Here is a 13,497-nt window from a genome sequence, read left to right on the forward strand (position 1 = left end):
CACAAATAAAAAATGCAGCGAACGCTGCATTTTTTATTCAAGGCAAAAAACCTGTTTATATTTTGATGCCTAAAGCCTTTAACTGAGACTTCAGTTTCTTCAACTCTTTAGGGTCGGCTTTTTCAGTATCTTCCGACAAACAGCCCTCTGCATTTGAAACAGCCTGATCAATCGCATCCACTAAAAAGTAGGTTTTCATGGATTCATTGATCTTCTTCCAATCACGTTTTTTTGCGCGCCATAGTTTGTTCAACTCAGGGTCTTGCTTAAGCTGAGTCTGAATATAATCAAACAACTTAACTAAATGTGGAATTGATTCTTCTGGTTGATATGGAATCCCTGTGACTTTATCGTAATAGCTTTGTCTGTCAAGAATTGCAATTTCCAATGCAGGAATCATAGGAGAAATACCCGCCATTTTGGCGTCGTTTTCAGCTGTTTTGATGCGGTCGATCGATAGCACCGGTGCATTGGACTTCCATCGAGAATAAAGCACATACACATTATAGCGATCAATAAAGTTTAACTGCCCTATACGCAATGGCATGGCTCTTTTGGCTGGCACGATATAATCCAAGCCTTGAGTACGAAGTTTGGTATGGTCTTTACCCCAAATTTGCCAACCAGACTGCCCAGTATCTTGACCTTCGCTGTTGACAGCAATTGGCTGACATGAAATACCATAATCATGTCCTTCTACAAAATCTTGAACAGCGATTTGATAGTCACCATTAGGTCTGATCTTTCTCACAACACCAACAATATAAGCATCATCTTTGATGTTATTCGCAGGGAAGGCGATCAAAATAGTATCATTCACTTTGAACTGCTGTGCGTAAGCAGAAGAGACCGCAGTCAGCATTACCGACAGCAAACTAAACATTAGAATTTTTTTCATAATTTTTCTTCTTTAATTTCTAATTAAAATCAAAGCCTTACCAACAATACCTGCTAGGTAAATTAAGCTCCAAGGCACAATATATGAAGGCATTATAATTTAAGTAATCGCTAGAAAGTGTGGATAAACTCTGCAATATCTTATTTGTTAGCCAATATCATTTAGGCTTCTCAGCCACATTATTTCTTAGATAAACAGGTAAAGGCACACTATCCAAAACACTTTTCGCAGATGGAACTCTTTGCTTGGCTATGTCCACTACTGCTTCAGCACTTGGCAACCTTTCTTCCCATTGATCGAACTTTGCTACAAGCTCAGAAAACTCAGTTGTGATATCCCCTGTACCTAACAAAACATTCTCAGATTGAATTTTGACCAATGCATCTGCTTCAGATAACAATTGTGCGGGTTCTGAAGTCATTTTCCCGTCTTGCAAATAGCAAATTTGCAAGTACAACTCTCTCATTCTGGCATCCAAGCACGCCGCAACCTTGCTATTTGAGTGATTGCTCAACATAGGCCATGCAACGGCTTCCAATGTTGAAATGGAAATTACAGGCTTGTTCCACCCAAAGGCCAGCCCCTGAACCACCCCAGCAGCAATACGGATTCCAGTAAATGCTCCTGGCCCCTCACTGAGCGCCAAGCAATCCAAATCATTGCCTTCAACTCCAGCTCGTTCAAGCACACTATCAACCATCTGTAAAACGTGATTGGCATGCGTTTGTGGTGTCATCGCAAACTCAGTATATGATGTGCTGTCATATTCCAAACTGACCGAACAGGCTTGGGTTGATGTATCAATTGCAAGTATTTTTGGTTCTATTGCTTTAGTCATTTTCTCTTTCCGACATACCTTTTAGCAGTTGCTTCGCCTCGGTGGGCTCATACACCCACCTGAACCTTGGCAAACTGTTTATTATCGCCTTTCCGTAAGGCTTTGTCATAATTCTGGGGTCACATAACACCAAAACCCCTTTATCTTCCGTGGAGCGTATAAGCCTGCCCGTGCCTTGCTTAAGGGCAATAATGGCTTCTGGAATTTGAAATGCATAAAAAGCATTCAAGCCTTGCTGCTTAAGGGCCGTTTCTCTTGCTTGAACCACAGGATCATCAGGCGGAATGAAAGGAATTCTATCAATCATCACCAATTTAAGGTCATCCCCTTTTACATCAACCCCCTCCCAAAAGCTGCTTGTTCCCAGTAAGATTGATCTCGAGGACTTACGAAATTGAAGCAATAAATCGTGCTTTGGTGCGTCACCTTGTACAAACAAGCTACCATCCCAATGATCTTTCAAAATTGAATTGGCTTCCATCAAGGCGCGATGACTGGTAAATAAAAGAAACGCATTTCCTTCACTGGCCTGCAGCAACGGCCATATAGCCCTTAAGCATATCTTGATATAGTCAGGCGATTTTGGATCAGGTAACCCGACAGGATGATAAATCAAGCCTTGTTTTAAATAGTCAAACGGACTGTCCCATTGCAATGCACGCCCTTCTTCAAGCCCCAAGCGCCTTGAGAAGTAATCGAACTGCCCATTTACACTTAAGGTTGCCGATGTAAAAATCCAAGCGCCACCTAAAATATCTCTTTGCTTGCTAAAGGGTTCAGACACGCTCATCGGCGTAAAGTTCAATCTAAAACGCGCTTGAGAAGAATCAACCCAACGTACTTCGTTTTGTGTACTTGAAGTTAGCCAACGCCTCAATTGGTCCGCCATATCCTGTGCGCGCTTTTGAACTGCGGCAATTGACTTTCCTCTATCCAAAAAAGGCTTAAGTCCATCTTCTATCTTTTTGAGACAATTCAGAATTGCATCCAAGCTCTCAATTGATTTAGGGTGCGCCGAAAAGGCTTCCCAGTTCCAACGTTTTTCCCATTTACCGAGTACTTCATTAAACTGTTGTACCGATAGCTCTAACTGCTTGGCGGCATCCAACATATCTGCCGCTTCTTTTGCCTCTTGGACAACGGCATTTCGCATATCACGAGCTAGTTCATCAAACTGACCTCTGGATAAGGTAAACCCGAGGAATTGTGCGGCAATGTCTGGTAACTGGTGTGCCTCATCAAAAATATACACATCTGCTTCAGGCAGTAGCTCTCCAAACCCGTTTTCTCTTAACGCCAAGTCTGCACAAAACAGATGGTGATTGACTATCAAAACATCTGACTCTACAGCATCCTGCTTCACCTTCGGGTAAAAGCAATCAGAGTCGGCGTGACAACCATTAGCCTGACAAAATTCTAATCTGGCACACACCTTGTGCCAAATGGGATCGTTTTCATCAAGGGTGTTTAATTCTGCTTTATCACCAGCATGCGTTTTCTCCATCCAGTCATGAATTAGAGATAGTTTCTGCCAGACAGAACGTGTATTTTGTTCTGTTGTTTCGGCAATCTCAAGCCGTTGCGGGCAAAGATAGTTTTCTCGACCTTTCAAAAGCTTAACGGAGCCCTTAAAGCCACAAAGTTGTTTAATTAAGGGTATGTCCTTTGATAGCAACTGCTCTTGCAGGTTCTTTGTTGCAGTCGAAATAATGACTTTTTTCCCTGAAAGCAGCGCGGGAATGAGATAGGCAAAGGTTTTCCCCGTTCCGGTTCCCGCTTCTGCCAATAAAACACTTTTTTCTTCAATGGACTTCGCGACCTCTAGGGACATTTCTAGCTGAGAAGACCGCACTTCAAAATCGGTAATCAATCGCTTAAGCTTTGAGTCGTTTGTTAGCAGATCTTGAGTTTCTGTGATTAAAGACAAAATTTAGTCTAGCCTTCCATGAAGATGTTTAGAGTTCTGTTTTTACAGATCGTAGGTGAGATAATGACTTCCTAACGAAACGAAAATCATTATTTTTGCCGAATTCTAATAAAAAACCTACGCTAAAACTAGACATTTCGTTGAAAATCGGTAAAATTCCCACTTTCAAATTTGAAAGTCTTGAAGAAGACACTAAACTTAAAAATTGGATATCTAGTTATGAAAATTTTATCATCATTAAAATCAGCAAAAACACGTCATAAAGACTGCCAAGTCGTTAGACGTCGTGGAAAGGTTTATGTTATCAACAAAACAAACCCACGTTTCAAAGCACGTCAACGCTAATTTAAAAGCATGACGAATAAAAAAGGCACCTGATCAGTGCCTTTTTTTATATCTGCTATTTAGGACGACAACCCCAACCTGGCAGATTTTATGCAAAATACTTTTCTTCTACCTTTTTAATGGTCTCGACAATTAATGTAGTATCGACCTTCCCCACAAAAAAGTCAGCGCCCATCGAAAGCACTTCACGGCTATTGTTTTCACTGGTCATCGAGGTATGAACTATAATCGGTAGCGCACTTGTCTTTTTATTTTGACGGATTTCTTTGATCACAGTATGTCCTGAAGCAACGGGCATTTCCAAATCGGTAAAGACCATTGAAACGCTGCTTGTATCTTCAAGACTATCCAAGTGGTTCAGTAACAACCTGCCATTATCAAACGCTTGATATTTCAACCCTAGCTGCTCAAACACCATGCCCATATATTTTTGTATTGCCTTGCTGTCTTCAGCAAAGAGAATAGTTCTCTCTTTAACTTGGTCACAAAAATCATAACTTTCATTACCAACCGATTTCGCTGAAGAAAATATTTTCTCCGCCATAGTCGGCATGGCTTCAATCAATAGCTTCTCAATATCTAGAATGAAGCAAAGCTTTTCACTGTTTTCGAGATAGGTGTGATTGATGACTTGATTAGTATTCACATTGATATTGTAGTTAGATGCGGGCTTGATATCTGACCAATTCTTTTCTTCAACACCGTGAATATGGGCAACTCTCAACCCAACAAAATTATGGCTAAAGTCTGATACGATGATGATGGACTTTTCTTTCTCTTCCTCCGTCATATCAAATCCCATCCATTTCGGCAAATCAATGACGGGAAGATAGACACCACGTAATTCAACCATTCCTTCTATCAACGGATTGGCCTCAGGCATTTCAGAAACTTCAAAGGCGCGACCTTCAAGGACTTCTCTAACCTTAAATACATTCATCCCATAATAAGGTGGTTCATACCCTTCTCTTGGAAATTGAACCTGGAAAATCATCAGACTAAGCTGGTTGTTTTTACTAAGCTGAGCTGTTTTTTCAACTTGTTCTAGTGTTGTACTCATGTCTTCCACCTTTGGAAATCGTATTCAAACCAAATATTAGATTAACAAAAATTACGTAAGGCGCAAGCAATATCAAATGCTTCCGTTCTCCAAAAGGGATTTTATTGGCTTAAAACTTTGCCGATATCCATCAATCAATCCATGCATTTCAATTGCTTCCAAATGCATTTTCGTCGGGTAACCTTTATGCTTGGCATAGCCATATTGAGGATAAATTTTATCCAATTCAATCATCTCTTCATCGCGTGCAACTTTGGCCAATATCGAAGCAGCACTGATCGAGGGAACTTTAGCATCTCCTTTTACCACTGCTTCACATGCATAGTGGATTTTCGGGCACCTATTTCCGTCAACCAAGACTTTATCAAAATCGGACTTTAATCCTTCAACTGCTCTTTTCATTGCCAACATCGTGGCGTGAAGAATATTTAACTCGTCAATTTCTGCGGGTGAGGCCGAGGCAATCACATAATCGACAGCGATGGACTTGATTTCTTTAGATAGCTGTCGAAGCTTTTGCTCACTTAGTTTTTTGGAGTCAACCAATCGCAATTTACAATCTGCCGGCAGAATAACTGCAGCTGCAACCACATTTCCAACGAGAGGGCCTCTTCCAACTTCATCAACTCCCACCAAGCGCTCAACAGGTAAGTCCAGCTGATAATTCACATCCATCAACGCACCTTACCTTTTTAAGCCTGCCCAAGACTCAATCGCATCTGCTGCCAGTTCAGAAGCATTTTGTTTGAGTTGTTTATACTGTTGCTCAAAAGCTTCAATTTGCTGCTGCCTCAACTCTGGTGTAGAGATTAAAGCTCCCAGTGCATGAGCTATTTTCTCAGGCGTTGCCTCTTGTTGTATTAATTCGGGAACAACTGATTTTTGAGCCAAAATGTTCGGCAATCCTATCCATTGGGTTGTTGCCAAAAATTTCATTATCCAATAAGAGATTTGATGTAACTTGATTGCCAAAACCAATGGTTTCTTGTGTAGGGCAACTTCTAATGTCGCCGTACCGGATGTAACAATAAGTTGATTTGAGGCGGTAATAACTTCATCTGACTGACGGTCAAATAGGTGAATATTCAATTTCTTACCATACTTGTCGACAGCTTCTTGTATGCGTTGTTTTGCCTTGTCATGCACACAAGGAACAATAAATATCATATCCGGATAAATTTTCGAAAGGATCACCGCAGCCTTAACATAGACTTCCGCCATCATATTGATTTCAGACATTCTTGAGCCAGGCATAAGCCCAGTTATATTCGCGTCAAAGGGCAATCGAAGAGTATTTCTAGACTCTTGCATATCAGATGCTTCAGGGATCTGATTCGCTAAGGGATGCCCTACAAACTTTACGGGAATATCATACTTGTCATAATAAGGCGTTTCAAAAGGGAATAAAACCAGCACACCATCTACTTGGTGCTTAATTTTATTTAAGCGCTTTTCTCGCCATGCCCAAACGGAAGGTCCAACATAGTGTATAGAGGTTATTCCTGATTTCTTTAAAGTCTCTTCAACTTTAAAATTAAAGTCTGGCGCATCAATACCAATAAACACATTTGGCTTTAATTCCAAAAAAGTTCGAATAATATCTTTACGGATTTTAAGCAACTCAGGCAGGTGTTTAATGACCTCAGAAACCCCCATGACTGACAGTTTTTCCATGGGATAAAGGCTTTCAAAGCCTTCGGCAATCATTTTTGGGCCACCGATACCAACAAACTTGGCATCGGAATAACGGAGCTTAAGGGATTTTATTAACTCTGCCGCCAATAAATCTCCCGAAGCTTCGCCTGCAATCATTGCAAAAACAGGCTTTTCGACTTCAGTCATAATATTATCTGACGATTCCACGAGAGGAGTTTTTTAAAAATTTAATTAGAGATGAAAGCGTATCTTTCTCATCGTTGATACATTCGATTTCTTTAATCGCTTCTTCTAGGCGGTAGCCGGTTCGATACAAAGCTCGATAGGCTTTTTTTACCAAGTTAATCTGCTCGCGGGTAAAACCTCGGCGCTTCAGACCTTCTACATTAAGGCCTCTGGGTCCTGCAAGGTTTCCGGAAACGGTAACAAAGTTCGGGACATCTTGATTGATGACACTTCCCATTCCACAGAAACTGTGCTCACCAATATGGCAAAACTGATGAACCAAAGTATATCCACCTAAAATAGCCCAATCACTTACCGTAACATGCCCAGCTAATGCCGAAGCATTAGCCATAATAGTGTTATTTCCGACAATACAATCATGAGCAATGTGCACACCAGCCATAACCCAATTATTATCACCAATAGTAGTCTCGCCTCTATCTTGTACGGTACCACGATTGACAGTCACATTTTCTCTAAAGGTATTGTTATTACCAATGGTTAATTTTGTCGGTTCATTGGTGTACTTTTTGTCCTGCGGCGCGGCACCGATTGAACAAAACTGGAAAAAGTGGTTCCCTTCTCCAATTGTTGTCGGACCTGAAATAACCACATGGGGTTCAACAATAGTGTTCTTTCCAATCGTAACACTTCCTTGAATGACTGCATAGGCGCCAACTGAGACGCCTTCATCCAAAATTACGCTATCGTCAATTATTGCTGTCGGATGAATCAAAACTCTCATTCCTTAAAGGTCATTAAACTTTACGTTCCGCACACAACATATCGCATGATGCGATAATCTTTCCTTCAACAAAAGTTTTACATTCAAACTTCCAAATGCCTTTTTTATTATTGACAGTTTTTACTTCAAATTCTAATTTATCACCAGGAATTGCTGGCTTTCTAAAGCGACAATTATCAACAGCAGCTAAATAATACATAGATGTACCATCAGGCTTAACTTCTTGCGTTTTAAATGCAAGAATTCCAGTACACTGCGCCATAGCTTCAATAATCATAACGCCAGGCATAATAGGATTATCAGGAAAATGCCCTGTAAATTGCGGTTCATTATAAGTGACGTTCTTATACCCTTTTAAATAACTACCCGCTTCAAACTCGGTAACGCGATCAACAAGTAAAAACGGATAGCGGTGAGGTAAATACTCAAAAATTTCTTTAACGTCTAATAACATGGTTAATCTTCCAATTGTTTTTTTATACTTTCCAATTCTTTTTCTAACTGCTTAATCTGTTTACTCATTTTTTCCAGATTTTTCAGTCTTACTGTCGTTTTTTGCCAACTTCCAGTTTCTACAGCAGGAAATCCAGAATAGCTACCTGGTGCTTTTATTGAATGTGTAACACCTGATTTTGCGTTAAACATTGCCTTGTCTGCAATTTCAATATGTCCATTTACACCGACTTGTCCAGCAAACACACAATAGTTTCCAATTTTTGTACTGCCTGCAATTCCTACCTGAGCAGCTGCAGCGCAACCAGCTCCCATTTCTACATTATGAGCAATATGAATTAAGCTATCTAATATGCAATTATCGCCAATAACCGTATCTTCTAGTGCACCACGATCAATAGTGCAATTATTACCGATCCAGCAATTACTGCCTATTATGACGCGCCCTAGCTGTGGAATTCTAATCCACTTCCCTTTTTGGTTTGCAAAGCCAAAACCTTGTCCTCCAATAACCGTTCCCGACTCAACAGTTACAGAGTTTCCCAGTACACAATTATCCATAATGGTTACATTAGGATAAATCCGGCAGTTATCACCTAAAACAGTTCCTTCTTCAATCACAGAACCATAGTTGACAACACAGTTTTCTCCCATTTGAACGCCTTCTGCTATATAAGCACCGGGGTCAACTTGGCAACTGCTTGGAATAATGGCACTAGAAGCGACAAAACTCTCTGGGTGGATTCCAGGATGAATTTTTGAGGGATTCAATTTTTGCGCAATGTAGGCATAAGCGACATAAGGAACATCTACCACTATTTTATTTGCATTCGTTTGATCAGCCATCTCCTTGGTAATCAAAACAGCAGAAGCCTTTGTAGATTTGAGCTCATTGCATCGACGCTTATCAGAAAAAAAGCTAATTTCTCCATCCTGAGCATCTGTCAAACCAGCAACTTGAACTATTTGTTGTGTTTCATCCCCTATCACATAGGAGCTAATGTCACATTCAGATAACCATTCAACGATTTCAGAAAGTTTCAAACCAATTCCCTTTATTTATTAAAACCTGCTCGTTGCTGTTTATCCTCTTCTCTCAAATAATCCAAAACTTTTTGCGTGACATCTAGACTATTATTGGTATAAGCAATGCCTTCATATAAAATCAGGTCAAATCCCTCTTTCTTACCTATTGCTTTAATGCCTTGATTGACGATTTTCTGGAGTTTAGCCAGTTCTTCATTTCTACGGATATTCACAAGCTCTTGGATATCATTCCTTTTTCTTTGAATATCTCTAGTCATTAGACTAATTTCTCGCTCTGACGCACTTTTCTGAGCATCGGAAAGAATTAGTTTGTTTTTTTGATAATCTTTTTGCTTTGCTTCCAGTTTTTTTGCAAGCTGAGTTAACTCAGCTTGCTGAGGCCCAAACTCTTTTTCTAGGCTTTTGCTCGCACTTTGAGCTTGAGGTGCCTTTTCTAATAGCAATCCGACATTTACGACACCAAGCTTCATATCCTTGGCCTGAACATTGGCTGAAAGGGAAAACAGCATAATGCTTGTTAGAACCACAAGTAAACGACGCATACCAATTCCTTATTTATTTAAAATCAAACGGATTAATTGTAAACGATTTTTTTTGTGCATACCTAGCTTTATAGGCAGCAAATTAAAGCGGGACGCCAAGGTTAAACTGGAACACTTGTGTTTTGTCTCCAGGTTTATCGTTAAGCGCTTTTGCCAAACTAAATGCCAATGGTCCTACCGGGGTAATCCAAGCCATTGATATCCCTGTCGAAGCCCGAAAATCTTTTATTTTTACAGTATCAAAACCATTGAAAACATTACCAGCATCCAAGAATACACTCATTCTGATATTACTTGAGTCTTCTATAAATGGCATCGGGAAAATTAACTCCGCACTTGTAATCAATTTTACATTCCCCCCAGCTGGACTATCTGATCCTTGAGTTGCCAAATCATAAACGGGACCTAAAGAGTTTGGTTCATACCCCCTAACGGATCCCATACCTCCGGCATAGAAGTTTTCATAAAATGGCAACCCTTTATAACTACCTAAGCCATCACCATACGCAGCATTGCCTTTAACCTTAAAGGTAAAATTATCTGACATAGGAAAATAAACACTTTCATCTAAGTACAATTTATAGAATGAAACTTCAGAACTGGTTGGAATAGTGACTTCACCTGTCACGCCTGTTGACTGCCCATCAGTCGGAAAATAAAAAGAGTTCTTTGAGTCATAACTCCAACCCATTGAATAACGCACTGAATTAAAATGACTCCCATAGGTCGTAGTGTAATCTTTACATACATTGAAAGTGTCGATACACACAAGCTTTTGATCATCAAACTTCAGCCCATAACTCAAGTTACTAAATTCACTAGTCGGATATCCTATATTTACACGAACTCCATAGTTATTCGTTGTATAGTCGGACACCCCTAGCTCTGCAGCATCTATTTCACTAGCATAAACCCCACCACCCAATGACACGCCATCAGGAGTAAAGTATGGGTTAGTAACACCCAAATCTAGGGATTTGGTTGAACTACTATAAGTACTATTAATATTGGCTTTATAACCACTACCAATGACATTACGCTCGGTAACGCCAATAGTAAAATTCACGCCATCCACTTGCGAATATCCAACCCCCGCATTGAATGAGCCCGTTGATTGTTCCTCGACATTTACAACCAAATCAACTTGATCCCTAGAGATACGCTTGGTATCAATATTGACCTTCTTAAAATACCCCAATCTATTCAGTCGAGTATTAGAACGTCTAACACCTTTTAAAGAGTAAGGCGCACTTTCAAACTGACGAAGTTCGCGGCGTATGACATAATCTCGTGTTCGAGTATTGCCCTTAATAACAATTCTTCGAACATAAACTCTATCTTTAGGCTCAACTCTGAAGTCAATACTAACCAATCGATTGTTTTTATCCAGAACAGTTATAGGTTTAACATTAGCAAATGCATACCCTTCTTCACTCAACCTATCTCTCAAAGCATTCACGGTTGCAACGATATGACTACGAGAAAATAGTTCTCCGGGGTGAATTTTCAGTAATTTGTTAAGCTCCTCTTTACGAAGAATAGTTTCTCCAGAAAACTTCACATTAGAAACTGTATATTGAGGACCTTCTTTCATATTGATAGTGATAAACACCTGAGTTTTATCTAGTGACAAACTCACCTGAGTGGATTCAAGCTTAAACTCGGCAAAACCCCGGTCCATATAATAAGACCTGAGGGATTCTTCATCAGATTGAAGCTTTGGCTTTGAATATTTATCATTATTACCAATGAGCACAGACTCAGAAAGCATCATTGTGCCTTTAAGTTTATTATCACTGTAGGTTTTATTTCCCACTAGAGTAATTCGACCAATATTGGCCGGCTGCCCTTCTTCAACCTTAACTTTCAATGAAACGCGATTTCTAGGTAGTTTTTCTACATCAATCTTGACGTCAGCCGCATAATAGCCCTGATTTTGATACTGACGACGCAAATCAACAATAATTTTTACAAGTTGATTCTTGTTAAAAATACGGCCTTTCTTTACACCAAGACCGTCAAGCGCCTGCTTCAAGTCATCGGTTTTTATTAACTCATTGCCTTCAAACGTAATATCTGAAATTGAAGGCCTTTCTTTCACAACCACCTTCAGCACCCCATTGGGAAGCTGGTAAAGAGCAATGTCCTGAAAAAACTTTGTCGCATATAATTGCTTTAAGCTCTCTCTTGTGAGTTTTGTAGTCAACGTGTCTCCGACATCAACCGGTAAGTAGCTTCTGACGGTTTCAAAGCTAATTCTATGGTTCCCTTCAACCTCAATTTTTTGTATTTTGAAATCTGCTGCATATGCAACGGGGCCCAGTAAACACGAAGCCATTAACCCAAGTATAAGAAAAACACGTTTAATCATTTGAAATACGAACCAAATCATTTATTAAAGCAAAAATAGTCAAGCTGACAATTATCATAAAACCCAGTTTCTGCACAAAAAGCTCTGCACCATCACTGATAGGCACACCTTTTATGGCTTCTATTGAATACAGCACTAAGTGCCCGCCATCTAACATAGGGATGGGCAATAAGTTCAATATTCCCAGACTTAAACTTAACAACCCTAATAAGCTCAAAAAGCTTACCCAACCATTTTCTAAGGCTTTACCAGAGTAATCTGCTATTGAGATTGGGCCGGACAAATTGCGAGGAGAAACTTCTCTGTTGAACATCTTTTGAATCATATCTAACGTCATTTCTATTAGATTGGCGGAATGCGTAAAACCTTCTTGAACGGCATCAAAAAACGGAAATGAAACCATCGTTTGATATGGAGAGAACAGCGTCTCATCTATATGAAGTTTTGCTCCAAAAACTCCCTTAGATTTACCTTCAACGACCTGTTCACCTAGCCTCAAACTAATAAAATGGTGATTTCCATTTCTTAAAAAAACAACACCAATCTCTTTTCCTGGGTTAGCACGAACTTCTGTCGCAAACTCAGACCAATTTGACAACTTCCTTCCATTAAACTCCTCTAGCCGATCTCCTGGTAAGAAACCTGCCGAAAAAGCTGGCGAATTAGGCACCACTTCTCCAATAACAGGAGGAAGACTTGGGGAAAACGGTACAAAACCAAGTTGAGCTAACCAATCCTGTTTAGGGTTATTTAAATCCAACGCATTTATTGACAGCAGAATATTTTTTTGAATTGGCAGAGTTTGGGTGTCTTCCGAAAATCTTCTTAATGTTACTGCAACACTGTCTTTACCAGAAAGCCTTTCCAGCAGTAACTGTTGATGCACTGCTCTCCAAGTTTTCGTAGCCTTCTGATCTATTGCTTCAATTTGCCATAGATTGCTCGAAACACTTTGAAAAGAAGATGACAATGCTGAGTTCGGAACAACCTTTTCAAAAATAGGCTTCATTCCAGGTACCCCCCAGAAATACAACCACGAAAAGACAAGCCAGGCGAAAACCAAATTAATCAAAGGTCCTGCTAATACAATTGCAAACCGTTTGAATACTGTTTGACGATTAAATGCTCTGGTCATATCTTCATCAGAAGAGACTGCATCACTATTCCGTTCGTCAAGAAACTTAACGTACCCACCAAGTGGAAACATTGCAAGTTGATATTGAGTCTCTCCAATACGTTTCTTTAACAGTGGCTTCCCAAAGCCAATAGAAAAAGTCAGGACTTTAACATTAAAAAGTTTAGCAACAATAAAATGACCCCACTCGTGTATTGCAACGAGTAATCCCATAGCAATAACAAACCCAAGTGCAGACCAAAGAAATGTCATTAA

The 13,497-nt window shown here is 39.9% G+C and carries 13 protein-coding genes; 1 reads left to right on the top strand and 12 read right to left on the bottom strand.

The annotated features are described in order from the left end of the window. Nucleotides 1–55: 55 nt before the first annotated feature. The 3 genes from F8R13_RS03255 to F8R13_RS03265 all read right to left on the bottom strand — a co-directional run bounded on the left by F8R13_RS03255 (nucleotide 56) and on the right by F8R13_RS03265 (nucleotide 3,663). A complete protein-coding gene (locus F8R13_RS03255) occupies nucleotides 56–898 on the bottom strand; it encodes a hypothetical protein (protein WP_152831868.1) in 843 nt (280 codons plus the stop codon). Nucleotides 899–1,055: 157 nt separating this feature from the next. Further along, nucleotides 1,056–1,736: a tRNA (adenosine(37)-N6)-threonylcarbamoyltransferase complex dimerization subunit type 1 TsaB gene (gene tsaB, locus F8R13_RS03260; RefSeq protein WP_152831869.1), complete on the bottom strand. Its 681-nt coding sequence runs from the start codon at nucleotides 1,734–1,736 to the stop codon at nucleotides 1,056–1,058. Further along, nucleotides 1,729–3,663, bottom strand: coding sequence for an ATP-dependent DNA helicase (locus F8R13_RS03265; protein ID WP_152831870.1), 1,935 nt, complete (start codon nucleotides 3,661–3,663; stop codon nucleotides 1,729–1,731). Before F8R13_RS03265 ends, tsaB begins: the two co-directional genes overlap by 8 nt. Nucleotides 3,664–3,882: 219 nt before the next feature. On the opposite strand from F8R13_RS03265, the gene ykgO reads away from it, so the two are divergent. Next, nucleotides 3,883–4,008, top strand: a complete 126-nt coding sequence (gene ykgO / locus F8R13_RS03270) for a type B 50S ribosomal protein L36 (protein WP_011370693.1) — start codon at nucleotides 3,883–3,885, stop codon at nucleotides 4,006–4,008. An 88-nt stretch (nucleotides 4,009–4,096) separates the two neighbouring features. Here the strand turns inward: ykgO and F8R13_RS03275 are convergent, their stop codons facing one another. From F8R13_RS03275 to rseP, 9 genes are all read right to left on the bottom strand, one after another. After that, nucleotides 4,097–5,068 carry a chemotaxis protein CheV gene (locus tag F8R13_RS03275; protein WP_152832102.1) on the bottom strand — a complete coding sequence of 324 codons (972 nt, stop codon included), beginning with the start codon at nucleotides 5,066–5,068 and terminating at the stop codon, nucleotides 4,097–4,099. Nucleotides 5,069–5,140: 72 nt separating this feature from the next. Further along, nucleotides 5,141–5,743, bottom strand: coding sequence for a ribonuclease HII (rnhB, locus tag F8R13_RS03280; protein ID WP_152831871.1), 603 nt, complete (start codon nucleotides 5,741–5,743; stop codon nucleotides 5,141–5,143). Between the two features lie 9 nt (nucleotides 5,744–5,752). Further along, a complete protein-coding gene (lpxB, locus tag F8R13_RS03285; protein WP_253806308.1) occupies nucleotides 5,753–6,910 on the bottom strand; it encodes a lipid-A-disaccharide synthase in 1,158 nt (385 codons plus the stop codon). 4 nt (nucleotides 6,911–6,914) lie between these two features. Beyond that, nucleotides 6,915–7,685 (bottom strand): acyl-ACP--UDP-N-acetylglucosamine O-acyltransferase, encoded by a 771-nt coding sequence (gene lpxA, locus F8R13_RS03290; protein WP_216642580.1) that lies wholly within the window; start codon nucleotides 7,683–7,685, stop codon nucleotides 6,915–6,917. A 22-nt stretch (nucleotides 7,686–7,707) separates the two neighbouring features. After that, on the bottom strand, nucleotides 7,708–8,148 hold the full coding sequence (gene fabZ / locus F8R13_RS03295; RefSeq protein WP_152831873.1) for a 3-hydroxyacyl-ACP dehydratase FabZ: 441 nt from the start codon (nucleotides 8,146–8,148) through the stop codon (nucleotides 7,708–7,710). A gap of 2 nt (nucleotides 8,149–8,150) precedes the next feature. Then, nucleotides 8,151–9,191 (bottom strand): UDP-3-O-(3-hydroxymyristoyl)glucosamine N-acyltransferase, encoded by a 1,041-nt coding sequence (gene lpxD / locus F8R13_RS03300; protein WP_152831874.1) that lies wholly within the window; start codon nucleotides 9,189–9,191, stop codon nucleotides 8,151–8,153. Between the two features lie 11 nt (nucleotides 9,192–9,202). Then, a complete protein-coding gene (locus tag F8R13_RS03305) occupies nucleotides 9,203–9,736 on the bottom strand; it encodes an OmpH family outer membrane protein (RefSeq protein ID WP_029909101.1) in 534 nt (177 codons plus the stop codon). Nucleotides 9,737–9,818: 82 nt separating this feature from the next. Then, on the bottom strand, nucleotides 9,819–12,107 hold the full coding sequence (bamA, locus tag F8R13_RS03310; protein WP_152831875.1) for an outer membrane protein assembly factor BamA: 2,289 nt from the start codon (nucleotides 12,105–12,107) through the stop codon (nucleotides 9,819–9,821). Next, nucleotides 12,100–13,494, bottom strand: coding sequence for an RIP metalloprotease RseP (gene rseP / locus F8R13_RS03315; RefSeq protein ID WP_152831876.1), 1,395 nt, complete (start codon nucleotides 13,492–13,494; stop codon nucleotides 12,100–12,102). The genes bamA and rseP overlap by 8 nt, the downstream gene beginning before the upstream one ends. Nucleotides 13,495–13,497: the final 3 nt, after the last annotated feature.

Source organism: Hydrogenovibrio sp. JE_KL2 (assembly GCF_009296185.1).
In the GTDB taxonomy this organism is placed as follows: domain Bacteria; phylum Pseudomonadota; class Gammaproteobacteria; order Thiomicrospirales; family Thiomicrospiraceae; genus Hydrogenovibrio.